The organism is Komagataeibacter oboediens, from assembly GCF_018491655.1.
GTDB classification, from domain to species: domain Bacteria; phylum Pseudomonadota; class Alphaproteobacteria; order Acetobacterales; family Acetobacteraceae; genus Komagataeibacter; species Komagataeibacter oboediens.
In genome coordinates this window covers 26,377-52,859 of the sequence record NZ_JABLUU010000018.1, presented here as the reverse complement: position 1 = coordinate 52,859, position 26,483 = coordinate 26,377, and the positions used below count along the sequence as shown (strand labels likewise).

Annotated in this window: 30 protein-coding genes; 23 read left to right on the top strand and 7 right to left on the bottom strand. The window is 60.8% G+C overall.

Annotated elements, in window-relative coordinates; translation table 11 throughout:
* The first annotated feature begins 40 nt into the window (after positions 1 to 40).
* The 8 genes from HNO79_RS13725 (at position 41) to HNO79_RS13690 (ending at position 6,230) form a co-directional block, all read left to right on the top strand.
* Positions 41 to 337 carry a helix-turn-helix transcriptional regulator gene (locus HNO79_RS13725; RefSeq protein ID WP_006560342.1) on the top strand — a complete coding sequence of 99 codons (297 nt, stop codon included), beginning with the start codon at positions 41 to 43 and terminating at the stop codon, positions 335 to 337.
* Complete coding sequence (locus HNO79_RS13720) at positions 334 to 1,407, top strand: replication initiator protein A (protein WP_214165600.1); 1,074 nt, start codon at positions 334 to 336, stop codon at positions 1,405 to 1,407. The genes HNO79_RS13725 and HNO79_RS13720 overlap by 4 nt, the downstream gene beginning before the upstream one ends.
* On the top strand, positions 1,404 to 1,892 hold the full coding sequence (locus tag HNO79_RS13715; RefSeq protein WP_214165599.1) for a DUF2840 domain-containing protein: 489 nt from the start codon (positions 1,404 to 1,406) through the stop codon (positions 1,890 to 1,892). Before HNO79_RS13720 ends, HNO79_RS13715 begins: the two co-directional genes overlap by 4 nt.
* The gene (locus HNO79_RS13710) at positions 1,889 to 2,518 is read left to right on the top strand and encodes a S26 family signal peptidase (RefSeq protein ID WP_214165598.1); all 630 of its coding nucleotides are present in this window, start codon (positions 1,889 to 1,891) and stop codon (positions 2,516 to 2,518) included. Before HNO79_RS13715 ends, HNO79_RS13710 begins: the two co-directional genes overlap by 4 nt.
* Before the next feature lie 58 nt (positions 2,519 to 2,576).
* Complete coding sequence (locus HNO79_RS13705; protein ID WP_214165597.1) at positions 2,577 to 2,918, top strand: DUF736 domain-containing protein; 342 nt, start codon at positions 2,577 to 2,579, stop codon at positions 2,916 to 2,918.
* A complete protein-coding gene (locus tag HNO79_RS13700; RefSeq protein WP_214165596.1) occupies positions 2,915 to 3,610 on the top strand; it encodes a lytic transglycosylase domain-containing protein in 696 nt (231 codons plus the stop codon). The genes HNO79_RS13705 and HNO79_RS13700 overlap by 4 nt, the downstream gene beginning before the upstream one ends.
* 193 nt (positions 3,611 to 3,803) lie before the next feature.
* Positions 3,804 to 5,543 carry a relaxase/mobilization nuclease domain-containing protein gene (locus HNO79_RS13695; protein ID WP_214165595.1) on the top strand — a complete coding sequence of 580 codons (1,740 nt, stop codon included), beginning with the start codon at positions 3,804 to 3,806 and terminating at the stop codon, positions 5,541 to 5,543.
* A 129-nt stretch (positions 5,544 to 5,672) separates the two neighbouring features.
* A complete protein-coding gene (locus HNO79_RS13690; RefSeq protein WP_214165594.1) occupies positions 5,673 to 6,230 on the top strand; it encodes a flavin reductase family protein in 558 nt (185 codons plus the stop codon).
* 11 nt (positions 6,231 to 6,241) lie between these two features.
* Here HNO79_RS13690 and HNO79_RS13685 read toward each other — a convergent pair whose 3' ends face one another.
* Both HNO79_RS13685 and HNO79_RS13680 read right to left on the bottom strand, forming a co-directional pair.
* Entirely contained in the window at positions 6,242 to 6,673 is a 432-nt protein-coding gene (locus tag HNO79_RS13685) for a hypothetical protein (RefSeq protein ID WP_012222746.1), read from the bottom strand.
* A 9-nt stretch (positions 6,674 to 6,682) separates the two neighbouring features.
* The gene (locus HNO79_RS13680) at positions 6,683 to 6,934 is read right to left on the bottom strand and encodes a type II toxin-antitoxin system Phd/YefM family antitoxin (protein ID WP_012222748.1); all 252 of its coding nucleotides are present in this window, start codon (positions 6,932 to 6,934) and stop codon (positions 6,683 to 6,685) included.
* A gap of 188 nt (positions 6,935 to 7,122) precedes the next feature.
* Between HNO79_RS13680 and HNO79_RS13675 the strand changes: the two genes are divergently transcribed.
* The 12 genes from HNO79_RS13675 (at position 7,123) to HNO79_RS13620 (ending at position 19,062) form a co-directional block, all read left to right on the top strand.
* Entirely contained in the window at positions 7,123 to 9,123 is a 2,001-nt protein-coding gene (locus HNO79_RS13675) for a conjugal transfer protein TraG (RefSeq protein ID WP_214165593.1), read from the top strand.
* Between the two features lie 7 nt (positions 9,124 to 9,130).
* Positions 9,131 to 9,562 (top strand): ribbon-helix-helix protein, CopG family, encoded by a 432-nt coding sequence (locus HNO79_RS13670; RefSeq protein WP_214165592.1) that lies wholly within the window; start codon positions 9,131 to 9,133, stop codon positions 9,560 to 9,562.
* Between the two features lie 147 nt (positions 9,563 to 9,709).
* Positions 9,710 to 10,714: a P-type conjugative transfer ATPase TrbB gene (trbB, locus tag HNO79_RS13665; RefSeq protein WP_214165591.1), complete on the top strand. Its 1,005-nt coding sequence runs from the start codon at positions 9,710 to 9,712 to the stop codon at positions 10,712 to 10,714.
* The gene (locus HNO79_RS13660) at positions 10,711 to 11,079 is read left to right on the top strand and encodes a TrbC/VirB2 family protein (protein WP_214165590.1); all 369 of its coding nucleotides are present in this window, start codon (positions 10,711 to 10,713) and stop codon (positions 11,077 to 11,079) included. The genes trbB and HNO79_RS13660 overlap by 4 nt, the downstream gene beginning before the upstream one ends.
* Entirely contained in the window at positions 11,079 to 11,354 is a 276-nt protein-coding gene (locus tag HNO79_RS13655; RefSeq protein WP_214165589.1) for a VirB3 family type IV secretion system protein, read from the top strand. The genes HNO79_RS13660 and HNO79_RS13655 overlap by 1 nt, the downstream gene beginning before the upstream one ends.
* 13 nt (positions 11,355 to 11,367) lie before the next feature.
* Positions 11,368 to 13,809: a conjugal transfer protein TrbE gene (gene trbE, locus HNO79_RS13650; RefSeq protein WP_214165588.1), complete on the top strand. Its 2,442-nt coding sequence runs from the start codon at positions 11,368 to 11,370 to the stop codon at positions 13,807 to 13,809.
* The gene (gene trbJ / locus HNO79_RS13645; RefSeq protein ID WP_214165587.1) at positions 13,806 to 14,540 is read left to right on the top strand and encodes a P-type conjugative transfer protein TrbJ; all 735 of its coding nucleotides are present in this window, start codon (positions 13,806 to 13,808) and stop codon (positions 14,538 to 14,540) included. Before trbE ends, trbJ begins: the two co-directional genes overlap by 4 nt.
* Positions 14,541 to 14,545: 5 nt before the next feature.
* The gene (gene trbL, locus HNO79_RS13640) at positions 14,546 to 15,973 is read left to right on the top strand and encodes a P-type conjugative transfer protein TrbL (protein ID WP_214165586.1); all 1,428 of its coding nucleotides are present in this window, start codon (positions 14,546 to 14,548) and stop codon (positions 15,971 to 15,973) included.
* Positions 15,974 to 15,978: 5 nt separating this feature from the next.
* Entirely contained in the window at positions 15,979 to 16,662 is a 684-nt protein-coding gene (gene trbF / locus HNO79_RS13635; RefSeq protein ID WP_214165622.1) for a conjugal transfer protein TrbF, read from the top strand.
* Positions 16,659 to 17,660, top strand: coding sequence for a P-type conjugative transfer protein TrbG (trbG, locus tag HNO79_RS13630; RefSeq protein ID WP_214165585.1), 1,002 nt, complete (start codon positions 16,659 to 16,661; stop codon positions 17,658 to 17,660). The genes trbF and trbG overlap by 4 nt, the downstream gene beginning before the upstream one ends.
* Positions 17,657 to 18,832, top strand: a complete 1,176-nt coding sequence (locus tag HNO79_RS13625) for a TrbI/VirB10 family protein (RefSeq protein WP_214165584.1) — start codon at positions 17,657 to 17,659, stop codon at positions 18,830 to 18,832. The genes trbG and HNO79_RS13625 overlap by 4 nt, the downstream gene beginning before the upstream one ends.
* Positions 18,829 to 19,062, top strand: coding sequence for a DUF2274 domain-containing protein (locus HNO79_RS13620; RefSeq protein ID WP_214165583.1), 234 nt, complete (start codon positions 18,829 to 18,831; stop codon positions 19,060 to 19,062). The genes HNO79_RS13625 and HNO79_RS13620 overlap by 4 nt, the downstream gene beginning before the upstream one ends.
* Positions 19,063 to 19,064: 2 nt before the next feature.
* On the opposite strand, the gene HNO79_RS13615 is transcribed toward HNO79_RS13620, so the two are convergent.
* The 3 genes from HNO79_RS13615 to HNO79_RS13605 all read right to left on the bottom strand — a co-directional run bounded on the left by HNO79_RS13615 (position 19,065) and on the right by HNO79_RS13605 (position 21,907).
* Positions 19,065 to 19,979 (bottom strand): LysR family transcriptional regulator, encoded by a 915-nt coding sequence (locus HNO79_RS13615; protein ID WP_214165582.1) that lies wholly within the window; start codon positions 19,977 to 19,979, stop codon positions 19,065 to 19,067.
* A 220-nt stretch (positions 19,980 to 20,199) separates the two neighbouring features.
* Complete coding sequence (locus HNO79_RS13610; RefSeq protein ID WP_214165581.1) at positions 20,200 to 21,192, bottom strand: aldo/keto reductase; 993 nt, start codon at positions 21,190 to 21,192, stop codon at positions 20,200 to 20,202.
* Positions 21,193 to 21,313: 121 nt separating this feature from the next.
* The gene (locus tag HNO79_RS13605) at positions 21,314 to 21,907 is read right to left on the bottom strand and encodes an NAD(P)H-binding protein (protein ID WP_214165580.1); all 594 of its coding nucleotides are present in this window, start codon (positions 21,905 to 21,907) and stop codon (positions 21,314 to 21,316) included.
* 144 nt (positions 21,908 to 22,051) lie between these two features.
* On the opposite strand from HNO79_RS13605, the gene HNO79_RS13600 reads away from it, so the two are divergent.
* Entirely contained in the window at positions 22,052 to 22,945 is an 894-nt protein-coding gene (locus HNO79_RS13600; protein ID WP_214165579.1) for a LysR family transcriptional regulator, read from the top strand.
* A gap of 143 nt (positions 22,946 to 23,088) precedes the next feature.
* Here the strand turns inward: HNO79_RS13600 and HNO79_RS13595 are convergent, their stop codons facing one another.
* Positions 23,089 to 23,916: an SDR family oxidoreductase gene (locus tag HNO79_RS13595; RefSeq protein ID WP_214165578.1), complete on the bottom strand. Its 828-nt coding sequence runs from the start codon at positions 23,914 to 23,916 to the stop codon at positions 23,089 to 23,091.
* Positions 23,917 to 24,315: 399 nt separating this feature from the next.
* Here HNO79_RS13595 and HNO79_RS13590 point away from each other — a divergent pair, with 399 nt between their 5' ends.
* A complete protein-coding gene (locus tag HNO79_RS13590; protein WP_214165577.1) occupies positions 24,316 to 25,047 on the top strand; it encodes a dihydrofolate reductase family protein in 732 nt (243 codons plus the stop codon).
* Here the strand turns inward: HNO79_RS13590 and HNO79_RS17520 are convergent.
* Positions 24,982 to 25,422, bottom strand: a complete 441-nt coding sequence (locus HNO79_RS17520) for a carboxymuconolactone decarboxylase family protein (protein WP_214165576.1) — start codon at positions 25,420 to 25,422, stop codon at positions 24,982 to 24,984. The two genes, HNO79_RS13590 and HNO79_RS17520, sit on opposite strands and share 66 nt — an antisense overlap.
* Before the next feature lie 128 nt (positions 25,423 to 25,550).
* On the opposite strand from HNO79_RS17520, the gene HNO79_RS13580 reads away from it, so the two are divergent.
* Positions 25,551 to 26,444 (top strand): LysR family transcriptional regulator, encoded by an 894-nt coding sequence (locus tag HNO79_RS13580; protein WP_214165575.1) that lies wholly within the window; start codon positions 25,551 to 25,553, stop codon positions 26,442 to 26,444.
* Positions 26,445 to 26,483 lie beyond the last annotated feature (39 nt).

Sequence of the window (26,483 nt, the reverse complement as noted above, 5' to 3'; positions counted from 1 at the left end):
ACATTCCGCACGCGGCCCGATTCACCGGGAGGAAGACCCCATGCGTGTCCAGCCGACACTGCCACCGCGCTATCTGCGCACCCCGGACGCGGCCAATTTCGTTGGCCTGTCCATCCGGACCCTCGAAAAACACCGCAGTTGCGGTACCGGTCCGCTCTACCGCCAGCTTGGCGGCCGGATCGTCTACGCTGTCGAAGACCTGTGCGCCTGGGCCGATCTGAACGTCAGGCTCTCCACCGGAGACGGTGGCGGCATCCCGATGCCATCCGATCCTCGCGCCTATATCATCCGCTTGCAGGCTAGGGCTCGCAAGGCGCAGCGGAGCGCCGGACGATGATGCCGCCCGCTGACAGCTGGCGTCAGCCCGACCGGCGCTTTGTGGTCACGGGGTCGGCACGGCCCCGTGACATTCGTGATCTCATGGGGCGTCCGTTTTTCGCATTGGGGAAAACGCCGCGCCTTACCCCGATCGATTATCAGGCGCGACATATCGCGATCATGGTGCGGGCTGAAAATGCCGGCGGTATGGCGACCGTCTGGGACGTCGATGTTCTGATCTGGCTAACCGGGCAGATCGTCGATGCGCTGAACCATGGATTGTGGGTGTCACGCCATGTGCGCTTCACACCATGGCGTCTGTTTCAGGATCTGGGCTGGGCGAAGGGCGCGCATGAGTATGATCGCCTCCACGGCGCGCTCGCGCGTCTGTCGGCGACAACAGTCATGACGAACATCCGTCAGGGCACTGACTGGCGGCAGAGGCCATTCACTTGGATCAGTGATGTCCGGATATCCCGTGAAGATGGCGTGGCCCTGACGCTGCCGGACTGGCTGATGGAAGCCGCCTGCGATCACTCGCGTGTGCTGAGCGTTGATCCCGCCTATTTCTGCCTTCGTGGCGGTCTGGAGCGATGGCTTTATCGCCTGGCGCGTCGGCATGTCGGACGGCAGAAGGATGGATGGCGCTTCGATCTGGCGGAGTTGCACGCACGCTCAGGTAGCCTGACCCGGCGTCGCGATTTCATCGCGAAAATCCGTGCCATTGTCGTCAGCCAGATCATCCCCGGTTATGCGTTTCGCGTCATTTCTGGCGGAAAACTGGGGATTTTATGCGCTGTTCCAACGAGTCAATCCACAGGATCTGTGGATAACGATGTGAAACATGTCGTTGGATCAACGGCGCATCATATCGTGGGAGCAGCGGCGGATTTATCGTGGGATCATTGGCGAAAACTGGCGCAACACATTGTTTTCAAAAGCGGAATCAGCCCCATAACTTATATAACTAATATAATAACTTATTATGTAGGGGATTTCGGTCTTTTTGCTCCCCTTCCAACAGCCCGGTCGGGGCGTGGAGAAAAGGCTCGGGAAGCGGTCGCGGATCGCATGGTCGGTGTCCCATGACCGCCCGCTCTTTCAAGCCGGACGACGCTGTCCTCACCACGGTCGAACTGACCTGGATCGAAAAGCGCATCGAGCATTGGGTCCGTTTTGGCCGTCCTGTCGAGGATCGCATTCTCGACCGTCGGCGCAGGCTGATGAGCTTCACGCCGGACAGCGTGTTCGCGTTCATCCGCTGGGCCGCGAATGATTTCGGCACCGTGGTGTCCTGCATCGACATCGTGCGGGCCGTGGGGGCTCAGGAAGCCTGCCAGACCGTGCCCTTCGTACGGCCCGGTGGCGAGAGCCTGCTGCGCCAGAGCGGCTGGCCCAAGGTGCGCCGGGTGCTGGAGGCGATCGACGGCGTGGAGGCGCTGGGAATTGATCCTGTTGCAGCCTGTCCCGATCACTGGCGGCATCTGCATCACCGTCTCACGGCGGCGCAGGAGCCGCGTCCCTATACGCGCGAACGCCACGAGGCGTGGCTGCGCAGGGGAGCCGTATCATGACCCGGCGCGCCTGGTTCTTCACCACGTATTTCGTCGTGCTCGGCGTGGGCGCCTCGCTGACGATTCATCCCGCGCCGCGCTGGGTCTGGAACGAAACGGCCAGCGTTCCGGTCGGGCTGTATCGCATCCAGTCCACCGTCCCGATCCATGTCGGTGACATCGTCGCGCTCCGCCTTCCCGAGCGCGAAGCGACGCTGCTGGCGTCACGCGGCTATCTGCCTTTCGGCGTGCCGCTGCTCAAGCCGGTCGCGGCCCTCACGGGACAGAACGTCTGCCGTAACGGCATGCATGTCACCATCGACGGCAAACCTGTCGGTGACGCGAAACCCGTCGATCATCGGGGCCGAAAGCTGCCGGTCTGGCAGGGCTGCCAACGCCTCGAACCGGGGCAGGTTTTCGTCATGAACGCCGCTGTGCCGACCAGTCTGGACGGACGGTATTTCGGCGTCCTGCCGATGGACACCGTGATCGGTCGTGCGGTGCCGGTTCATGTCCTAACGGGCGAAGCGGAGCCACCGCCGCCGCATTTCGATCCCCTTCCGGAACCGGATGATCCCGTGTGGAAGGGACTGCTCCTGGCTCCACCAATGCTGCCCGCGAAAGAGAGCGAACCGCCCATCCAATGACGGTGACATGGTCGTCGGATTTTCCGTCATTCCCACTCTGTCTGAAAGGATTTTTCCCATGAGCCAGATCGGATTTTTCACGCGCACGTCGGATGGTTTCTCCGGGCGTGTGCACACCCTGTCGCTGGACGCCGAACTGACCTTCGTGCCAGCGGAAAACAACGGCGCGGAGCATGCGCCGGATTATCGCATCCATCTCGGTGAAGGCGATTCTGCATTGGAGATCGGCGCCGGATGGAAACGCACCGGGGAGCGTGCCGGCGAGTATATTTCCATCGTGCTGGATGATCCCAGTTTCATGCAACCGATCCGCGCCACGTTGTTCCAGGCCGGGCGCGGCGGGCGTGAATGGCAACTGGTGTGGAACCGACCTGCGAAACGCCCAGGAGGGAGGGAATGAGCGCCCGGTTCTTCATGTCCGTCGGCATGCTGGCCGTGCTCGCGCTGCCACTCTCGCCGACCATCGTCCGGGCGCAGGATTTTGACGATCTCGTGCGGCAGGCGGCGGGGCAAAACGCGATCCCGGCGACGTGGGTGCGGGCGGTCCTGCAAGCCGAAAGCGCTGGCGATCCCCACGCGGTCTCCGGCGCTGGCGCGATGGGCCTGATGCAACTCATGCCGGGCACCTGGCAGGAAATCCGGCGCACGCTCAATCTGGGGGCCGATCCCTTCGATCCGCGTGACAATATCGCGGCCGGGGCAGCCTATCTGCGATGGCTGCACGACCGCTATGGCGATGCGGGTTTCCTTGCCGCCTACAATGCCGGTCCCGGCCGTTATGACGACCATCTGGCGACCGGCCGACCATTGCCTGGCGAGACGGTTTCCTATGTCGCGTCTGTCGCCCGGCTGATCGATGACCCGTCGTTCAGCGTGTATTTTCCCATCCCGTTTTCGATCGCTCCGGCGGGTGGCTGGACTTCCGCATCGCTCTTCATTTCCGGCAGCAAAAATGCGTTTCCATCGTCCTCTCACGGTGTTTTTGCTCCGCGATCCGGGCAGGGGATTTTCACTCCGTCTGTGCTCTTCGCAGGTCATGTCCGTAACGCGCCGGGAGTGGGTTCGACGCAGGGGGCGGAGCCGGGGAAGTGAATCACGAAAACCCCGGAAAAGGACAGAAAAAGTGAGGGCTGGATAAAAGGCCGCACATCGCGGCTCGGTCGGGGTGGCTGTTTTCCGGGGTTTTTGAAGTCTTGTCGCGAGGTGCGTGGAAATTCCACACCTCGCGTCGAGGTGTCATCTCTTTGATCCGACGCGATCTTTCGCGCGGTGCAGGGCAGTTTTCATGAGTGGAGACGAGGAATTCCGGGTCCGGCCAGGGCGCATTCGCTCCACCAACGCCCGCCAAGCGCGACCCTTCGTGACGCAGGTGCTGGCGTCGGTGCAGCGGGCCGGTGGCCAGGTCTCTCGCGCTGGCAAAATCAGTTCCGGGCGTCGCTCCGCCTTCGGGCGCGGGAGGGCCGCCGCTCATGCCGCCAATCGCCTGCTGACCAGCCGTTCGCGGGGCGTTGTCATCAAGGCCCGCGTCGTGCGCCATGCCCCGCGCGCCACACCACTGGCGGCTCATCTCCGCTATCTCCGTCGGGAGGGCGTGACGCGGGACGGTGAGGATGCCCTCCTGTTCGGCAGGGACAGCGACGATATCCGCGCCTCGGACTTCGCGGATCGCTGCGATGGAGACCGCCACCATTTCCGCTTCATCGTCTCCCCCGAGGACGCGCCGGAGATGTCGGACCTGCGGGCCTTCGGCCGCGATCTGATGGGGCAGATGGAATCCGACCTTGGTACGAAACTTGACTGGGTCGCCGTTGATCACTGGAACACCGCGCATCCCCATCTACACGTTATCGTCCGGGGCGTGGCGGAGGACGGTTCCGACCTGGTGATCGCCCGCGATTACATCCGCGAGGGCATGCGCGCCCGTGCGCAGGATCTGGTGACGCTGGAACTCGGGCCGCGCACCGATCACGATATCCACCAGGCGGTCGAGCGGCAGGTGAACGCCGACCGGTGGACTCAATTGGACCGCCAGCTTCAGAGGGACGCGGGGCAGGATGGTGTTACTGATCTCGGACGCGCGCCGGGCGAAACACCGGACGCCTTCACGACAGTGAAGCTGGGTCGTCTGCGCCGTCTGGAAACCATGGGGCTGGCGCACCAGGTCGGGCCGGATCGCTGGCGGATGGACGAGAGCGCGGAGGCGACCCTGCGGGAGATCAGCGAGCGCAACGACATCATCAAACGGATCCACCGGGGGCTGGCGGAGCAGAAGATCGACCGTGCCGCGTCATCCTGGGTAATGGCCGCCGAGGATACCACCGATCCCGTTATCGGTCGGCTGGTCGATCGTGGTCTGGATGATGAACTGCGCGGCACGGCTTATGCGGTCATCGACGGGATTGACGGACGCACGCACCATGTCCGCCTGCCGCACCTCGAAGCCGCTGGCGATGGATCGGTCGGTTCGATCGTGGAATTGCGGCGTTTCAGCGACAAACAGGGACGTGACCGTGTCGCGCTGGCCGTGCGCTCGGACGTCACGCTGGAACGGCAGGTGACGGCGGAGGGCGCGACCTGGCTCGACCGGCAGGCCATCGCTCGGGAGCCTCTTGCCCTGGCGTCCACCGGGTTCGGCACCGATGTCAAAGAGGCGATGGAAAAGCGGACGGATCATCTGGTGGAGCAGGGGCTGGCCAACCGCGACGGCGGGAGCATCCGGTATGCTAGGAACCTGATCATCACGCTGCGTCAGCGGGAGTTGGATACGTTGGGCCGGCGCCTCGCCGGGACGTCAGGGATGCCGTTCCGGCAGAGCGGGGAGGGCGATCCCGTTACAGGCACTTATCGCCAGCGTTTCAATCTGGCGTCGGGCCGGTTCGCCATGATCGACGACGGGCTGGGCTTCGAGCTAGTGCCGTGGTCGCCGTCTCTGGAAAAACAGCGAGGGCGGGAGGTGTCGGGAATCATGCGCGGCGATGGCGGGATCGACTGGTCGTTCGCGCGTAAGCGGGGGCTTGGGCTGTAAAGTCTGATGCTCTGATTTTTCTTCGCATGCACGTCCTGTTCTGCATGATACCGTTGACGCAGAGCAATGCAGAGCGCTCGGTAGCCCTGCTACCAGTTCTGGGTCGGCGACAACCGGACGGAGACTGCCATGCAGCCGTTTCCCCTTGATCGGGCTTTTACCTTTCTGGAATCCGGACCGGTAACGCTCGTGACCACGCATGACGCTGGACGCGACAACGTCATGACGATCACCTGGACCATGGTGCTGGATTTCGACGCGCGTTTCGCAATTACCACCGGTCCCTGGAATTACTCATGGAAGGCGATCGAGAAGACGCGCGAATGTGTGATCGCCATCCCGTCCGCAGACATGCTCGACACCGTCGTGGGGATCGGTCTCTGCTCCGGCAAGGAGACGGACAAGTTCGAGAAATTCGGTCTTGCCCGTCGTAAGGCTGACAAGGTGAAAGCCCCGCTTCTCGATAAGTGTCTCGCGAACATCGAATGCCGTGTCGTCGACATCATCGAGCCGTATGGCATCGTCATTCTTGAAGGGGTCGCTGCGCATGCCGACCCGCATCGCAAGGGGCGGTCGCCCCTGCATGCCATTGGCGATGGCACCTTTGTGACCGACGGGCCGGTGCTGGATCGGCGCACGATGATGCGCCCGAAACTGCCGCCGAGTGTCCTGACACGTAAATCGTAATCCCCAGATGATTATTCCCGTGGGGTCTGCCGCAGGCTTCGACCCTTCTGGTGAGCGACGATCCCTCGCTTGACCGCCGCGAATATGTCCACCGGCAGGAAGCCCCAGGCAAAACAGTCGGGTTGATTGCGTGAGATGGGCCGCAGATCATAGCCCGGCCACACGAACCGGTTGAGTTCGGCGGTTATGATCCAGGATGGCTCGTCATCCAGCCCAAGGCGTCGTTTGACGTTTGCCGGGAGTGCCACTGCATGTGGGTCGTCCGGTTGGGAATGGGTGATCGGCACGACATAAACCTGGCAGTCGCCGTCAGCATCGGCGGCAGCAACCACGATGGCGCAGGGTCGGGCTTTCCGGCCTTCCTCGGCGCCAGCGCGGTGCTGGTCATGCCAGAGATAGGAATACGAGATGACCAGGCCAGGCGTCGGCTCGGGAATGGGCACGATGCGCGCTTACTGACCGACAGTGTAGCGGTGTTCCTCGGGGATCTCTGCAGCTTCGATCAGGGCAATCTCATGATCGTTGAGATCAGTCGCGGCGATGGCTTCGCGCTGGGCCTGTTTCAGTGCGTGAAAGGTCTGGGCCGAGACGATATAAACCGTCTCCCGACCATACTTCGTGACCTTCACCGGTTCGGTGAGCGCACGGTCATGATAGGCACCGAAATTCTTCTGCACGTCGGATGAGGTCACGGTCGTGGACATGGAATCACCCTTCCTTTTTATCTATCTTCCGTAAGATACGGATTCCTGGTTGGGCGTGCAAGACCGGATTCCGCAACGCGCAAGTATCTCTTCGCTCCAGCCCGCTCTGGTACGATGGGTGCCGGATCATGCTTGCATGCCGGAAAATCCTGGTTCTTCGCTGTCTCTCATAACGAGGGGAGGACTCGATGGACCAGCCGGGAACACGTATCCAGTGGGGACAGGCACTGCTGGCCCTGTCCATGATCGTGCTGTCCTGGTGGACCGCCACACAATGGACGGCCTGGGAACTGGCGTTCCAGCCGGAACTCGGCCGACCGTGGTTTATGGTCCTGCACCGCTGGCCGGTCTACGCCCCACCACTGTTCTTCTGGTGGTGGTATGAGTTCGACGCCTACGCCCCGGCGGTCTTCGCGCGCGGCGCCTGGATCGCGGGTTCCGGCGGGGTGCTGGCTTTTGCAGCGGCCGTGGCGCTGTCCGTCCACCGCGCCCGTGAGGCGAAGCGGGCCGCGACCTATGGGTCGGCCCGCTGGGCCGAGGACGCGGAAATCCGCGCGGCGGGGCTGCTGGGCGAGGACGGCGTGGTGCTGGGAAAATACCGCCGGGCCTATCTCCGGCACGATGGTCCCGAGCACGTCCTGACCTTCGCGCCGACGCGCACCGGCAAGGGGGTGGGCATGGTGATCCCCACGCTCCTGACCTGGCCGGGCTCGGCCATCATCCATGATATCAAGGGCGAGAACTGGCAGATCACCGCCGGTTTCCGTGCCCGTTTCGGGCGGGTGTTGCTGTTCGACCCGACCAATCCGGCGTCCTCGGCCTACAACCCGCTGCTGGAGGTCCGGCGCGGGACGTCGGAAGTTCGCGACGTGCAGAACATCGCCGATATCCTGGTCGATCCCGAGGGTTCGCTGGAGCGGCGCAACCACTGGGAGAAAACCTCCCATGCGCTGTTGGTGGGCGCGATCCTGCATGTGCTCTATGGCGAGGACGACAAGACCCTCGCCGGGGTGGCGAAATTCCTCTCTGACCCGAAGCGGTCGATCGAGGCGACCCTGTCGGCCATGATGCGGACATCGCATCTCGGGAAGGCAGGGCCGCATCCCGTCGTGGCGTCGGCGGCGCGAGAATTGCTGAACAAGTCGGACAATGAGCGCTCCGGCGTGCTCTCGACCGCCATGTCGTTTCTCGGCCTCTACCGCGATCCGGTGGTGGCCACCGTGACCAGTCGTTGCGAATGGCGGATCGGCGACCTGCTGGAGGGCGATCAGCCTGTCTCCCTGTATTTCGTCATCCCGCCCTCGGATATCAGCCGCACCAAGCCGCTGATCCGCCTGATCCTCAACCAGATTGGGCGGCGGTTGACGGAGGATCTGTCTGGCCGGGAGGGGCGGCGTCGCCTTCTGCTGATGCTCGACGAGTTTCCCGCCCTCGGCCGTCTGGACTTCTTCGAAAGCGCGCTGGCCTTCATGGCGGGCTACGGAATCAAGGCGTTTCTGATCGCGCAATCCCTCAATCAGATCGACAAGGCATACGGCCAGAACAACAGCATTCTGGATAATTGCCATGTCCGGGTCAGTTTTGCGACCAATGACGAGCGCACCGCGAAGCGCGTGTCCGATGGTCTGGGTGTGGCCACCGAGATCCGGTCGCAGAAGAACTATGCCGGGCACCGGCTGTCGCCCTGGCTCGGGCATCTCATGGTGTCACGGCAGGAGAGTGCGCGGCCCCTGATGACGGTGGGCGAAGTCATGCAGATCCCGGCACGGGAGGAAGTGGTCATGGTGGCGGGGTGTCCGCCGATCCGTGCGCGGAAGGCGCGGTATTTCCGGGATCGCCGCTTCGTCGAGCGCGTTCTGCCGCCGCCTGATCCGGCGCAGCTGCCACGGCTCGTCCGGCCCGATGACTGGAGTGATCGTCCGTCTCCTGTCACCCCGCCACCGGAGCAGGCGGGGTCGCCGGCAGCACCGGATAAACCCGACGATGCCGATAGTGATGAACCCCTCGGCACGGGGCGGAAATGGTTGCGCGAGCATGATCCGGCGGATGCCGGCAAGCACAGGAAGCGCACCGCACCCGATCTGTTTGGCGAGGAACCACCACCGGATCCAGAAGCACGGGACCGTGCCGATCTGACGCGGATTGCCCGGCAGGCTGGCCTTGACCGTGGCAACGATCTCGGGCTGTGAGGGCGCAATGAGGACATCCCCAAAGAGGGCGCGCCTGTCGGTCTATCTGGAACCGAAGCTGCTGGACGCCCTGACCGCGCACGCCGCGCGACGCGATCTGTCTCTGTCTCTTGTGGCGGAGGCCGCCATCGCATCCTTCCTGTCGCCCGATGCCGATGAGCGGCGGGAAGCGGCAATGAGCCGCAGGCTGGACCGCCTTGACCGGCAGGTCGCCCGCATGGAGCGCGATCTCGGGATCAGCCTTGAGACGCTGGCTCTGTTTATCCGCTACTGGATGACGGTCAGCCCACCCTTGCCGGAACCAGCGGCAGCCGCAGCGCGGGCGCAGGGGGCGGAACGTTACGAGGCGTTCGTGGCCGCCCTTGGGCGGCGACTCAGTCGGGGGCCATTTTTCCGGCATGAAATCCCGGAAGATGTGCCTCCCACATCGGAATCCTGATCCCGCGATCCGCAAGTAAAAACCGCATCCGTTACGATCCTGTACGATCGCAGGAAAATGCTGTTGAAAACGGGAGAAAACAGCACTCTCTAATGATCCCCGTCGTCGTCCGGAAAAGCCGGATGACCCAAACGGACGGGGATTCCCATGGCGGTTACACCGATTGAAAATGGTGCCCGACAGCGCGGCATGTCCATGCTGCGCACGGCGATGGGGCCGGCGATTGCCCGGCATCTCGCTGATCCCGCTGTGGTCGAAGTGATGCTCAATCCTGACGGGCGGCTGTGGATCGACCGTCTGTCCGAGGGGCTGTCCGACACGGGTGACACCATCACGCCCGCCGATGCCGAACGCATCGTGCGTCTGGTGGCCCACCATGTCGGGGCGGAGGTGCATGAGGCAGCACCGCGCGTATCGGCGGAACTACCAACTGGCGAGCGGTTCGAAGGATTGCTGCCGCCCGTTGTGACTGCCCCAAGTTTCGCGATCCGCAAGCCCGCTGTCGCTGTGTTCACCCTCGATGACTATGTCGCTGCCGGAATCATGACGGAGGGGCAGGCGGCATTTCTGCGCCGCGCTGTTGCGGAGCGGAAAAACATCCTCGTCGCGGGCGGGACATCCACGGGCAAGACCACGCTGGTCAACGCGCTGCTGGCCGAGGTGGCCAAAACCGGTGATCGCGTCGTACTGATCGAGGATACGCGCGAGCTGCAATGCACGGCGCCCAATCTTATTGCCCTGCGGACCCGCGAAGGTGTGATCACACTGTCGGATCTTGTCCGCTCCGGCCTCCGCCTGCGTCCCGACCGTATTCCCATCGGTGAGGTGCGCGGGGCCGAAGCGCTCGATCTGGTCAAGGCATGGGGCACCGGCCATCCCGGCGGCATCGGTACACTCCACGCCGGATCGGTGCTGGCGGCCCTGTATCGTCTGGAACAGCTGATCCAGGAAGCCGTGGTCACGGTGCCACGCGCCATGATCGCCGAAACCATCGACGTCATCGCGGTCCTGTCCGGACGCGGCACGGCACGCCGTCTGTCCGAACTGGCGCAAATCGACGGGCTTGATCCCGTGACGGGCGCCTATCGCATCCGTCCGGTCAGCCTCTCTTCTCCCGAAACATCCAGCTCTGCCAATGGAGAGCCATCATGATGTCGTCTTCACGTCTGCGCGCCGTTGTGTGCGCTGTCGCACGTCCTGACCGGCATGTGCCGGATCTCCGTGTATTCGGAACCTCCATGCTGCTGTCGCTTGTTTTCGCGTCATCGGCATGGGCGTCAGGATCCAGCATGCCGTGGGAAACACCCCTGAACGAGATCCTGGAATCCGTGCAGGGACCGGTAGCGAAGATCATCTCGGTGATCATCATCACCGTGACCGGTCTGACGCTGGCCTTTGGCGAAACATCGGGCGGGTTCCGCCGCCTGATCCAGATCGTCTTTGGCCTATCCATCGCTTTTGCAGCATCCAGCTTCTTCCTGTCGTTCTTCTCCTTCTCGGGCGGAGCACTGATCTGATGGCGGGATATGACGATGACGCGGTGCCGGGCTTTCATGTCCCGGTGCATCGCTCGCTGACCGACCCGATCCTGCTGGGTGGCGCGCCTCGTGCCGTCGCCATCGCCAACGGCACGCTGGCGGCAGCGATCGCGCTGGGCCTGCGGCTGTGGCTGATCGGGGCCGTCTTCTGGATCGTCGGCCACGGGCTCGCGGTCTGGGGGGCGAAACGCGATCCGTTCTTCATCGAAGTGGGGCGGCGGCATCTGCGCTACCCCGCCTGGCTTCAGGCGTAGGGAGGGCAGGGCCATGATGTCCCTTGGCGAATATCGCAACCGTGCCGCCCTCCTGTCTGATTTCCTGCCATGGGCAGCGCTCGTGGAGAAAGGCGTCGTCCTGAACAAGGACGGCAGTTTCCAGCGCACGGCAAAGATACGCGGCCCCGATCTGGACAGTGCGACCCCTGCCGAACTGGTCGGTGTGACGGGGCGGCTGAACAATGCGCTCCGTCGCCTTGGCTCAGGCTGGGCGGTGTTCGTGGAAGCGCAGCGCGTGCCGGCGACCGTATATCCCGAAAGCGATTTCCCGGATGCCGCTTCGCACATGGTCGATCTGGAACGTCGTGAACAGTTCGAGGATGAGGGCGCTCATTTCGAGAGCCGGTATTTCCTGACCCTGGTCTGGTTGCCACCGGCGGAATCTTCAGGGCGTGCCGAGCCTTTTCTGTATGAGGGCAGGGAACGGGATGGCCCTGATCCCCATGGCATGCTCCATGCCTTCGTGGATCGCAGTGATAGGCTTCTGGCCCTGCTCGACGGGTTCATGCCCGAGGCCGTCTGGCTGGATGATGGCGAGACGCTGACCTACCTGCATTCGACGATTTCCACTCGGCACCAGCGGGTGAGGGTGCCGGAAATTCCCATGCATCTGGATGCCCTGCTGGTGGATCAGCCTCTGTCGGGTGGTCTGGAGCCGAAACTCGGCGATGCGTTTTTGAAAACCCTGACCATCACGGGTTTCCCGAGCCGCACGTTTCCCGGAATCCTGGATGACCTGAACCGGCTGGCCATGCCCTATCGCTGGTCGACGCGGGCTATACTGCTCGACAAGACCGATGCCACCAAGGTTCTGACGAAGATCCGGCGGCAGTGGTTCGCAAAGCGCAAGAGTATTGCGGCCATTGTCCGGGAGGTGATGACCAACGAGGCGTCTGTTCTGGTGGACAACGATGCTGCCAACAAGGCGGCCGATGCCGATCTGGCGTTGCAGTCCCTCGGTGCCGACGATGTCGGGCAGGCCTATATCACCGCGACCGTCACGGTCTGGGATGGGTCAGCCTCCATCGCGACTGAGAAGTTGCGCCTCGTGGAAAAAATCATTCAGGGCCGTGACTTCACCTGCATGGCGGAAAGCCTGAACGCGGTGGAAGCGTGGCTGGGATCTCTGCCGGGGCATGTCTACGCCAATGTGCGTCAGCCCCCGGTCTCGACACTGAATCTGGCGCACATGATTCCGCTGTCGGCCGTGTGGGCCGGGCCGGAGCAGGACGGGCATTTCAGAGCAGCGCCACTTTTCTACGGCAGGACGGCGGGTGCGACGCCGTTCCGGTTTTCCCTGCATGTCGGCGATGTGGGTCACACGCTGATCGCAGGACCAACAGGAGCCGGCAAATCTGTCCTGCTGGCGTTGATGGCGTTGCAGTTCCGCCGCTATGCGGGATCGCAGATTTTCGCCTTCGATTTTGGCGGTTCCATGCGGGCCGCGACGCTGGCGATGGGTGGTGACTGGCACGATCTCGACGGTGGGCTGACAGACGCTGATCCGTCGGGAGAACAGGGTGGCAGTGTATCGCTCCAGCCGCTGGCGCGGATTGATGATCCGGATGAGCGAAAATGGGCCAGCGAATGGCTCGGCCAGATCCTTGTCGGAGAGGGGGTAACGCTGACCCCGGAGGTGAAGGCTCACCTTTGGTCGGCCCTGAATTCACTTGCATCGTCGCCCATTGGTGAACGGACGTTGTCCGGCCTGGTAGCACTCCTCCAGTCCAACGCCCTGAAGCAGGCAATGGCGCCATACTGCCTGGGTGGTCCCTATGGCCGCCTGCTCGACGCTGATAGCGAGCGCCTAGGTAACGCCGACGTCGTGGTGTTCGAAACCGAAGGTCTGATCGGCTCGGGCGCTGCATCATCCGTGCTGTCCTATCTGTTCCATCGGATCGAAGGCCGTCTGGACGGCCGCCCGATACTGCTGGTCATCGACGAGGGCTGGCTGGTCCTGGATGACGGTGATTTTGCCGGTCAGCTCCGGGAATGGCTGAAAACGCTGCGCAAGAAAAACGCCAGCGTCATTTTCGCCACTCAGTCGCTGTCCGACATCGCCAATTCCCGCATTGCCCCGGCTGTGGTCGAAAGCTGCCCGACGCGGATCTTCCTGCCCAACGAGCGCGCCATCGAGCCGCAGATCATGGCGCTCTATCGGGACTTCGGCCTCAACGACCGGCAGATCGCGATCATCGCCCGCGCGGCCTCGAAGCAGGAGTATTACTGCCAGACCCAGCGCGGCAACCGGCTGTTTGAACTGGGGCTCGGGCCGGTAGCACTCGCTCTCTGTGCGGCTTCGGGAAAGGACGACCACCGGCTCATCGATGCAGTGCTGACGGAACACGGACGTGGTGGCTTTCTGCCTGCCTGGTTCGACGTGCGCGGCGTGTCATGGGCTGCGGACCTTCTGCGGGAAGGATCTGTGTCATGAGGCCGGTGGTCTTTCTCTGTGGTACGGCGGCCCTGCTGTCGCTTGGCGTTCCACAGGCCCGGGCACAGTGGGCGGTGTATGATGGAGCCAACCATGTCCAGAATGTTCTCATCGCGGCGCGGACCCTCCAGCAGATCGATAATCAGATCACCTCGCTGGCCAACCAGGCACAGATGCTGGTCAATCAGGGACGTAATCTGGCGAGCCTGCCGCTATCGACATTGTCATCGCTGCAATCAACGATTTCCCAGACCACGGCACTCCTCGCGCAGGCGCAGAATATCGCTTACAGCGTCCAGTCCGTCGAGCAGCAATACCAGCAGGCGTACACCTCAATCTCGTCTGGCATGTCAGACAGTGCCCTGTTCAGCCAGGCGCAGACACGATGGCAGAATTCCGTGGGCGGGTTTGAGGACGCGCTGAAACTTCAGGCTCGGGTGGTAGGAAACATCCCCAGCGACAGTTCGGCCATGACGCAACTGGTTTCGGCCAGCCAGACATCGACCGGGGCGTTGCAGGCTGTCCAGGCCGGAAACCAGCTTCTGGCCCTGCAATCCCGCCAGCTTTCCGACATCCAGGCCGAACTGGCTGCCAATGGTCGGGCCACAGCCCTGCAACAGGCGCGCGATGCGGCCACGGAAGCAGAAAGTGAAGTCCAGTATCAGCATTTTTCCCAGCATGACGCCTACACTCCAGGCACGGTGTCGATGTTCGGCAGCAGCGGGAACTGACCGCCATGGCGATGGGCAATGTGGGCGTTATCGACACCTTCCTGAATACCTTCACCACCACCATCGACAGCGGCTTCGGTCTGGTGAAGGGGAATGTGATTTCACTGGCGGGCACTCTGTCGGTGCTGGATATCGCGCTGGCCGGCCTGTTCTGGGCGTGGGCGGCGGATGAGGACATCATCCAGCGTCTGGTGAAAAAGACGCTGTATATCGGCTTCTTTTCCTTCCTGATCAGCAATTTTTCCAGTCTGTCGAAGACCGTCTTTGACAGTTTTACGGCCCTTGGCCTGAAAGCCGGTGGCGGCAATCTGGCACTCGGAGACTTCCTGCGGCCCGGCCGTCTTGCGTCCACGGGCTTCGATGCGGCGCAGCCGCTTCTGGACTCTGTTCACAATCTCCTTGGCCCGGTCGCCTTCTTTACGAATTTCATCCAGATCTTCGTGCTCTGTCTGTCGTGGCTGATCGTGCTGGCGGCGTTCTTCATTCTTGCCGTGCAGCTTTTCGTGGCGCTGATCGAGTTCAAGCTGACGACGCTTGCAGGCTTCGTGCTTATCCCGTTTGCCCTGTTCAATCGCACGGCCTTCCTCGCCGAGAAGGTGCTGGGCAATGTCGTCTCCTCGGGTGTGAAGATCATGGTGCTGGCGGTCATTTCCGCCATCGCGTCGGTTCTGTTCGCCCAGTTTTCAACCTCCTACGGCAGCGACGTTCCCACGATCGGGCAGTCCGTCTCGGTGGTGCTGGCCTCGCTTGCAATTGTCGGTCTGTCCATTTTTGGCGGCAGCATCGCCAACGGCCTGATCTCCGGCGCGCCACAGCTTGGGGCGGGTGCTGCTGTCGGGACCGGCATGGCGGTTGGCGCCATGGGCGCTATTGCTGCGGCCGGTGTCGGGGCTGTTGCTTCCGGTGGTGCCGCAGCCCTGGGCGCCACGGCTGCCGCCGCGCGGGGAGGGGCCGCGATTGCCGGGGCCGCCACATCCGCCTATTCGGCCGGAGCCGCAGGTGCATCTGGCGGCGCGGGCAGCATGACCGCCGGGATCGGAGGCATGGGCCGGGCCGTCGGCGGGAACGTCGCGAATGCCGTCAAAGGAGCGGCCTCACGTGCCGGTTCATCCCTCAAAGAAAGCTATGCCGCCGGTGGACGCTGGGCGGCACGCGGGATGGGCGGTGGAGAGGGCGACGAAGGCGGAGATAGCGGACCGGCACCTTCTGGTGGCGGTGGTCCTGCCGGAGAAGGGGGGCGCCCCACGGGTGGCGGCCCTACCGGTGAGGGTCCGTCTGGTGGCGATGGTGGCGATTCCGGCGAACCACCCCGCTGGGCGCAAAAGATGAAGCGCCGCAATGCCGCAGCCCATGCCGCCGAGGCGGCGCATGTCATCCGCTCTGCCGATGGCGGGGGCGGATCTTCCTCCATCGATCTGTCGGAAAAGGAATGAGGATGATGTTTCGTCGCTCCACCACCCGCTACGGGACCACGCCCGAACCCGTGACACCGTATCAAAAGGCAGCGCAGGCGTGGGACGAGCGCATCGGCTCCGCCCGCATCCAGGCCCGCAACTGGCGGCTCATGGCTTTTGGCAGCCTGTTCCTCTCGGCCGGGCTCGGGGCCGGGCTGGTCTGGCAGTCCGCGCGCGGCACCATCACGCCGTGGGTGGTGCAGGTGGACCGTCTGGGCCAGGCGCAGGTCGTGGCCCCCGCGACAGCGGGCTATATGCCCGCCGATCCGCAGATCGCCTGGTATCTGGCACAGTTCGTCCACGACGTGCGCGCCCTGTCGTCGGACCCCGTGGTGGTCCGGCACAACTGGCTGCGGGCCTATGATTTCACCACCACGTCGGGCGCGCAGGCGCTTAACGATTATGCCCGCCTCAACGATCCGTTCTCGCGCATCGGGCATGAGCAGATCGAACTGGACATCGCCTCGGTGATCCGGGCTTCGCCCGGCAGCTTCCGTGTGGCCTGGACCGAGCGCCATTACCGCGATGGCGCTTTTACCGGCACCGAACGCTGGACCGCCATCGTCTCGGTCGTTCTGCACACGCCACGCGATGCCGATCATCTCAGGAAAAACCCTCTGGGCATTTACGTTTCCGCCATCAACTGGTCGAAGGAACTCGGACAATGACGCGCTTCATTTTCGCGGCCCTTCCTGTGGCGCTGCTCTCGCTTGCCGGTTGCGCGCAGAATTACCATCCGCCGGTCATCCGCTACGATGACGCCGCGCGCGCAACGAGAATTCCCGATCCACCGAAACCGGTGCAGATGGTGGAGGTGCCACAGCCACTTCCCCTGCCGGGGCAACTCAAGCCGCTGCTGTCCCAGCGTGTGATCCGTCCACCAGCGGAGGTTCCTGATCCGACCGTGCGGATCACGCAGGCCAATCTGGCGGCACGCATCCAGCCCACGCGAGCCGGGTTCATCAACGCGGTGCAGGTCTATCCCTATTCTTCCGGAGCGCTCTACCAGGTTTATACCTCGCCCGGCGAGATCACCGATATCATGCTCCAGCAGGGCGAAAAGCTGGTCGGTACCGGGCCGGTCGCTGCTGGCGATACGGTGCGCTGGATCATCGGTGATACCGAAAGCGGGGCAGCGGCAACAAAGCGCATCCATATTCTGGTCAAGCCGACCAGGCCCGATCTCACCACCAATCTGATCGTCAATACCGACCGGCGGACCTATCTGGTGGAACTGCGCTCCACGCTCGCGACCTATATGGCATCGGTGTCGTGGGATTACCCCGAGGATGACCTGATCGCCCTGCATCGGCAGGACAGTGCGGCCGATGACATTGCCCCCGTGGACGTGGGTTTGAATCTCGACGCGCTGAATTTCCGCTACGCGATCGAGAGTGTGAAAGGCGGAGTGCCCCCCTGGTTGCCCGGCCGGGCCTTCGATGACGGCCACAAGGTCTATATCGCGTTCCCGTCCGGGATCGGGCAGGGGGAATTGCCGCCGCTGTTCGTGCTGGGGGCGGATGGTGGCCCGGAACTGGTCAATTACCGGGTCCGGCAGAACTGGATGATCGTGGATCGGCTGTTTGCCGCCGCCGAATTGCGGCTGGGCGATAAGCATTCCGAGCAACGGGTGCGCATCGTCCGCACCGATGGACGGCGGACATGACCGGGCAGGCACCCACAGTGGGCGAAAATCCCCCAGCTGCTGTAACGCCGCCGCCCGATCTGCGTCTGCGGGCCGATCGGCCGCGCGTGGTGCGTCTTAACCGCACCATGGTCTGGGCGCTGGGTGGGGCAGGGATGCTCGCCATTGGTCTGGCACTCGGCTACGCGCTGGAGAACAGCAGCCACAAAGCGCCACCGGCCGCCAGCCAGGACACGGATGTGCGTCCGTCCGCCGATGGGCTGGCAGGGTTGCCCTCAGACTATGTCGGCAGTGGCGTCCCGAAGCTCGGTCCCGCTCTGCCCGGCGATCTGGGGCATACCATCCTGAAGGCACAGGAGCAGGGCAAGGCTACCTCGGGTGGCGACGACCGGCGCGCGCAACAGGAGGTCGAGGCCGCGATCGCCAGCCGGCTGTTCGTGCAGATGGGGGAGCGTGACCGCGCCGGCGAACAGGCAGCGGCACCCGCGCCGGGCGTTCCCGCCTCGCAGGCATCACCGGCCCCTGCGACCGACGCACAATCTGGCAACCGTGCCTTTCTGGCGGGCCAGCCGGACCGGATGACCGTCAGCCCCGACCGCGTCATGCCCCCGGCCTCACCTTATGTCCTGCAGGCGGGCACGGTGATCGCCGGCGCACTGAACACGAAAATCAGTTCCGATCTGCCCGGCCAGATTACCGGCCATGTGACACAGAACGTCTATGACAGCCCGACCGGCCGCTACCTGCTGATCCCGCAGGGCAGCACCCTGTTCGGGGCTTATAACAGTGGCGTGTCCTTTGGGCAGCAGCGCACCCAGATCATCTGGACCCGGCTGATTTTCCCTGATGGCGAAAGCCTCGTGCTGGAAAAGCTGCCTGGCGGCGATGCCATCGGCCAGTCCGGTCTGTCAGATGAGGTCAACAATCACTGGGGTCAGCTTTTCAAGGCCGCCCTGGTCACGACCGTGCTCAGCGTCGGGTCGGAGGCCGGGACGTCATGGAACGAAAACAATCTGATGCAGGCCATCCGTTCCGGGGCCAGCAATGGGTTTTCCATGGTCGGCAATCGGCTGATCGACCGCAGCCTGAACGTCCAGCCCACCCTGACCGACCGGCCGGGGTTGCCCTTCACCGTCATTCTCAGCCGCGACCTGTTGCTCAAACCCTATCAAAATGGAGAAAATATAAGATGACAGAGCTAAAGATCAGAGAAATCCCGGACAAGAAGCCGGTCAGAATGACCGTGGCGTTACCTCCTGATATCCATCGTGACCTGCTTGCCTACGCAGCACTTCTGTCCGGTAGCAATGGGGCAATGGATCCGGCCCGGCTGGTCGCACCCATGCTCCGGCAGTTCATGATGTCGGACAAGGGATTCGCCAAGGCGCGGCGGCGGGCAAGAGCAGCAGCATCGGAAAAATAGGCTCATGGTCGGTGGGATTCGAGATACTGAGCGAAGCTCCGGGCACAGGGATTTTCATTGTCTGGCCGCCAGACGATCCCGAATTCCAGATGGGAGGAGCCGCCAGCGTCGCGGATTTCCATGATCGTGACGTCATGCCCATGCTGGTCGTGGATTAGTGGCAGCCATGAGGCGGGAAGCAGGGCGATGCCTTCGTGGTTCTGGACGAGCGCGACGATCCTGTTGCTGCCGATATCATGACGCCGGATCTTCGGGCCGATACCTGTCTCCCCGAGCTTGCGCTGGATAAGCCTCTCGAAGTCCTGACCCGCGTTGTCGCGTCCGATCAGGAATATTTCATGACGCACGTCTGTCCAGGATACTTCCGGTTGTGTCGTGAGAGGATGACCGGCGGGAAGGGCTGCGACGATGCGGTCGCTCCACAGAGGCATGATCCGCAGAGCGCGCGCCAGATTGCTACGTGTGATGACAGCGAAATCGATCTGTCCGCGCTGGAGGCGTCGCAGCAGTCTTTTGCCTGTGCCCTCGGAATAGCGAAACACGATATCACGATATGTAGCGCGGAATTCCGCCGTGAAAGCCGAGAGTTTTCCGGGCAGGACGCAAGTCTGGATGCCGATGGAGATCTGGCCGTTTTCGCCTTTGCCCGTTCGCCGCGCGCGGGCATTCATGCTGGCCACATTGTCCAGGATTGTCTGGCTCCAGCGGACGAATTCCCGACCGAAAGCGGTCGGGGCGGCACCGGCCGGGGAGCGGGTGAACAGTCTGACATTCAGCCGCTCCTCAAGGTTGTGAAGGGACCGGCTGACGGCCGACTGCCGAATGTTCAGGAAACGCGCCGCGCCGTGGATACTGCCGTGCTCGGCGATTGCCCGCACGCACAGCAGTTGCCACAGATCAAACGGCGGCCGTTTCATCTTAGTTTCACTTCAGATAGTGAGAGGTGGTCGCGATGACACGTCATCAAGTGAACACAGGGAAGGATGCAAACTTATTTTGTGCCTCGACCGTAGGGAGCCGTTCACTCAGAGCTTTTTGGATTATGGTGTGCGCGCCCATATCAAGAATTCCAGATTATCCAGGCGGCAAGTTTTCATGGCTCGCATTTTTGCGTGGCTGCCGTAACTGGTGGGCTCTTTACATCATCCCCAGCACGGGATGGGTGACATAAGGCGCTTCAAGGGCCTCAATTTCCTCGGCAGATAGCACAATATCAAGCGCGGAAACTGCTTCCTCTACATGCTTTACAGCTGTGGTTCCGACAATCGGGGCTGTGACAAAGGGCTTGCTCAGTAACCAGGCCAGAGCCATTTGCCCCATCGAAATGCCACGGACCTGTGCCATTTTCTCCAGATTGTCGACGACAACCTTGTCGAGGTCATTCGTGCTGTCCCAGACCCATTTTGACACTTCGTCGATCTTCACCCGGCCTGTCACGGTACCCCACGGATGCGATAGGCGCCCGCCCGCGAGTGGGCTCCAGGGAGTGATGGCAATCTTTCTGTCCTCACAAAGAGGAATCATTTCCCGCTCTTCTTCGCGATAAAGCAGGTTATACTGATTCTGCATGGCGACGAACTTGGTCCAGCCATGGTTTTCGGCAATATTCTGCATGCGTTCGAATTGCCATGCGAACATGCTCGACGCACCAATATAGCGGACCTTGCCACTTTTCACGACATCATGCAGCGCTTCCATGGTTTCTTCCACGGGCGTCAAAGGGTCGGTCCGGTGGATCGTATAGAGGTCGACATAGTCCAGACCAAGACGCTTCAGGCTCTTGTCGATTTCGCTGAGGATTTCCTTACGAGAAAGGCCGCTTCCATTAGGCTTTCCGGGGCGCATTTCCATCCGTACCTTGGTTGCCACGACGATATCGTCCCGGTCCAAGGCAAATTCGCGGATGAGTTTACCCGTCACTTCCTCGCTGGTACCCATCTGGTAGATGTTTGCCGTATCGAAGTAGTTGATCCCTGCCTCGATCGCTGTCTGAAAAATGGGCCTCGCCTCGTCGAAATCTTTTGCCCACGGGAAGAGGCCATGTTCTTTTCCCGGTTTGCCGAAGCTCATCATCCCGAGACATATCTTCGAGACGTCAACGCCAGTATTTCCAAGCTTTACATATTTCATGATGATTTATTCTCCATTGCTCTGATATTCACCCATATAAAAGATGCGGTATCAGACGGTTACACACGGGAATTCCAGAAAATTTCTTGGGTGTACACAACCCATTACGCTTGATCGTCCATCATCTCGCATTGACGCCAAGACTTTCACGGACATGCTGTCCTTTTGTCGTGATCAGTTTGACGATCAGATCCGCCACGCTTTTGCGCGAGACATCAGCATGGGGATTGGCGAATTCTTCTCCCTTAATGGTCGTTCCATAAGAAATCTCATCCGTATCGCTCAGCCATGCTGGCCGGATGATGGTGTAATCAAGGTCTGATGCTTCGATCACGGCGGCGGATCGTCGATAGGGATCCAGAACCTTACCGTACTGTTCTCCTGGCACTTCGTCGTAAATTCCCATTGAACTGATGAAAATCAGTCGACGCATTCCTGCTTTGTCCATTGCGCGGACTATTGTCCTGGCCTGCTTCTCCATGTCACCGGACAAATTGGCATAGACCACATCTTGGCCCTGCATGGCCGCCTCAAGCACCGGCTCATCAAGGACGTCACCTTCAATTATTTTAATCCGGTCATTTCCGTGCAGTGATGCCAGTCGTGGGGCATTGCGGAGATAAAGTGTCAGTTCTTCATCATTTTTTTCAAGTAGAAGGCGCGTGGCGACACGAGCAATTTTCCCATGAGCTCCGAGGATGAGGATTTTGGTCATTTTACCTCTGCTTGAAAGCTGGGTCTTTATCCTTGGGAACAGTCAACCTGCATCCCGGGATTTCCTATTTCTATATTTCTAGCGTGTTTTAGACCTAGTGATTATATGCTGAATTGGACATAAGGTTATATCAGGAGATTATGAATGCGGCGGGAAGAACTGGGTGATCTGGCCGTTTTTCTCGCAGTTGCGGAGGAGTGCAGCTTTACGCGAGCGGCGGCACGCCTGGGCACATCACAGTCGGCCATCAGTCAGATCGTGCGTCGTCTGGAGGCACGGATTGGCCTGAAACTTCTTACCCGGAACACGCGCAAGGTCGCGCCCACGGAGGCAGGTGAGCAATTGATGGCGACGCTGCGTCTGGCTTTTAATGATATTGATGCGCGCCTTATGGCGCTGAATGCCCTCACGGAACGACCATCTGGAACTGTCCGTATTACGACAAGCCGCCATGCTGCGGAGACAATTCTGTGGCCGTCGATCAGGCGGCTACTCCAGAATTACCCGGATGTCAGGGTCGAACTGTCTGTGGATTCACACCTTACAGATATCGTTGCGGATCAGTTTGACGCGGGAGTGCGTCTCGGCGAACAGGTGGCTCGGGACATGATTGCTGTGCGTATCGGTCCGGACCTGCGAATGGCAGCCGTTGCGGCACCCGCGTATCTTGCTCAACAGGGGGTTCCCCAGACACCTCACGACCTGACGAAACATCGCTGTATCAACATTCGCCTTCCTACCAAGGGAGGGCTTTACATGTGGGAGTTCAGCCAAGAGGGCCGGGACCTCAATGTTCGGGTTGAGGGCCCTTTGATCCTTGACGATATCTCCATGGTGCTGGCTGCGGCGGTAGATGGCATTGGTCTTGCTTATGTCATGGAGGATCAGGTGGCGGCATTAATCAAAGCCGGGAAACTGGTCCGCGTTCTGGAGGACTGGTGCCCGCTCTTTTCCGGATACCACCTTTACTATCCGGATCGGCATCAGCTGCCTTCGGCGTTCAGAATGCTTGTAAAGGAATTACGATATCGTCGTTGATGAGAGGAGAGGTTATGGAAGATATGGCCAGAACTGGCTGTCCGCAACAACCTCACCTTTAGAACGCAACCGAATCTGTAAAATGATAAAGTTGCAATAATCCCTCAAGGCTTCCGGCGATATCTTCCTGAGCAGCACCATTTTCAACGGGGCTTCAGGTCCCCGTACCAATAGGCTGCGGTGACGCCACCATCCATAAGGAAGTCGCTACCCGTTATGAAAGTACCATCTTCACCCATGAGAAGTGCAGCAATAGCTCCAACCTCGTCTGGAGTGCCAGCTCGGCCAGTCGGGCAGAGGTCGATCATGCGACGGTAACCGTCGCCGCGCGGTCCTGACAGTTCGTCTCGTGCGAGCGGGGTAATGATAATTCCCGGACTGATCGTATTAAGCCGAGCCCCGCGCTTTCCCCAGCGTACAGCTTCTGCTGCGACCCTGAGTGCATTCCCCCGTTTGGAAATCTGATAAGCGTGTAGAGAATCCTTGATCTCTTCGGGTTGGAGCATCGGAAGAGACAGGAGGTTCTCTACAGGGGTGGTTGCAAGCGCAGCGTTTTGTTCCTTCGTCAGTGCTCTCAGGCGGTGCCCGGACTGGGACGCAATGACAACGGCTGAGCCTCCCGCTGCGATGACGTTGCCAAACGTTTCGAGTACGAGTGCGGTCCCATAAAGATCAACGGCCAGAATTGTGGCCGGGGAGGCTTGTGAGGGTGAGACACCCGCCGCGTGGACAACGCCTGTAATGTCACCCAATTCACTTGCTTTTTGAGCGAGAGCTTCGACAGAAATCCGGGAGGACACATCGACCTGTGTCGTACTGACCGTGAAGCCTGCATTGAACATCACCTCTGCAGCGGCTTCAGCATTTTCCATACGCAGATCGGCCAGAAGAATATGTTTTCCGACACCAACACGTCTGGCAATCGCCTGGCCGATGGAACCGGAGCCGATGACAACAATCACTTTATCCATGAATAATCCCTATCGGCAATTTTCGCATTTAGGTGCCTTAGAATTGTTTTCGGCATGGCAAAATCATTATTTTATACGGTTTTGTGGTCACGTGTTACCGTCTGTTCGTCGCATAACGTTATACTCCGAATTCATGATTGCTTCTGTCGGGGAACAGCAGCAGCATCGTTACGCATTTTCCAGGCGCGTTTCAGGGCGCGTGTAAAAGTGTTTTCTCGTATTTTTGTTCAATAAATCCGTTCAATTAATGAGTTATAGATATAATTGTATGCCAATTTTCCCTCCTAATCATGGTTTGCAATCTCATTTAAAATAAACCTGTAAGACCTGATTCCGGTGATGTTTTCAATATTTCAGGCCGGAAGATGGTCTGTCAGCCCAGAACCAAGGATAATAGTCATGCGCCCGCATATTATTTGTCATATGATCAGTTCCATTGACGGACGGATCCTGACCGATCGTTGGACACAGCCTGTTGATGGCAAAGCGCGCGATGATCTCGTCAATCGCTACTATGACATCGAGAAGACATTCAAAGCGGATGCCTGGCTTGTCGGCCGTCAGACCATGCAACAACATTTTGTCCATGCAGGAGAACCGGATGCCTCAGGGCGCAGCGAACTGCCCCGTCGCGCCCATGTCTCTGAAGCGGCAAAACGCAGAACCGGACGTCTGGCCGTTGTTGTCGACCCAAAAGGAAAGCTGCGTTACGAAAGCGACAACGCTGACGGTGATCCGATTATCACGATCCTTTCCGAACAGGTGGCGGATACCTATCTCCACGAGCTTGAGGCGACAGGCATTTCCTATCTCTTTGCGGGGGAAGAGGGAAAAGATCTGGGGCATGCAATGAACAGCCTCAGAAGCGACTTCGGCATAGAAACCCTGCTGGTAGAAGGAGGGGGACGAATCAATGGAGCTTTTCTCAAGGCTGGCCTTATCGATGATATCAGCCTGATGATCTATCCCGGCATCGATGGATTGTCGGGTGGGACATGTGTCTTCGAATATGAAGGCGAACAAGACGAAGAGCCCGCTATCGGCCAGTCTTTGCGCCTGACAGCATCAGAAACGCTTGAAGACGGGATCATTTGGGCACGCTACAAGGTGGAGCGGAACCACCAACCGTAATCCGGACGGGCATATGTGACGCAATACTTGTCTGGCGAGCGCAAGAGTTTCACGAGGGCAGGTTTTCAAGTACCTTGCGCAGCGGGCTATGGAACTCGAAGCGGATGGCCAGCCTGCATAGAAGGCCAGATGCGTGATCGTGCTGCTGAGTTCCTCGCGGGTCACACCGTGGTCCAGCGCGATTTTCAGATGGGCTTCCAGAGCGTCCAGCCGGTACATCGACACAAGCGCTGAGACGGTGATGAGGCTTTTATCACGCATCGAGAGGCCTGGCCGTTCCCAGACATCATCGAACAGGACCCTGTCAGTATAATCCGCAAGGCCGGGAGCAATGTCACCGTAGTAGCGCTGTCCGATCGTGGATTTTCCAGTCATGGAAGGGCACCTTTTCTGAGGCTTAAACTGCTGAGAGGAGAGACGCTGCTCCTTTCGAAATACAAGCATGTATCTTTGTGCCGAATAATTGGCTATTGATCGATTAAGGATATATTGGGAGTTCATGAATGCGGCGCGAAGAACTGGTCGATCTCAACGCCTTTCTCATCGTGGCGGAAGAGCAGAGCTTTACCAGGGCTGCGGCGCGGTTGGGAACATCTCAATCCACCCTGAGCTATACGATCCGCCGCTTGGAAACGCGGCTCGGCGTCAGGCTTCTGACCCGGACCACGCGGCGTGTGTCCCCAACGGAGGCCGGAGAACGCCTCCTGCGGACCCTTGCGCCTGCCCTTGACAGTATCGCGGGTGAAATTGAACAGCTTGGTCAGTTACGAGACCGGCCTGCAGGCACAATCCGTATCACCACCTCTGAGCATGCCGCCAACCGGCTGCTGTGGCCAGTGCTGGAAAAACTGCTTCCTGAGTATCCTGATGTGCATGTCGAACTGGCTCTTCAGTCAGGCCTGACAGATATCGTCGCCGAGCGCTTTGACGCGGGGGTGCGGCTCGGAGAGTCAATTGCGAAGGACATGATCGCTGTAAGGATCGGTCCCGACATGCGGATGGCTGTTGTTGGGGCACCATCCTATTTGGCGGGAAAGAAGAAGCCCAAAACACCGCAGGATCTGGCGCACCATCAGTGCATCAACCTACGTATGGAGACTTCAGGCGGTATCTATGCATGGGAACTGGAGAAGGGGAAGCGGGAACTGCATGTCAGGGTTGATGGCCAGCTGGTTTTCAACAACGTCCCGATGATCCTGCGGGCGGCTGTAGCAGGGTTCGGTCTGGCCTGTGTTCTGGAAGATCAGGTGACGGGTCATCTTGCTGACGGGCGGCTGGTCCGGGTGTTGGAAGACTGGTGTCCGCCATTCTCCGGCTACCATCTCTATTATCCCAGCCGCCGACAGTCCTCCGCGGCTTTCAGATTGCTGGTCGATGCGTTGCGCTATCGCCAGTAATGGATTGTTGGGAGATGCCCCTACGCCCTAAGAGGGGCG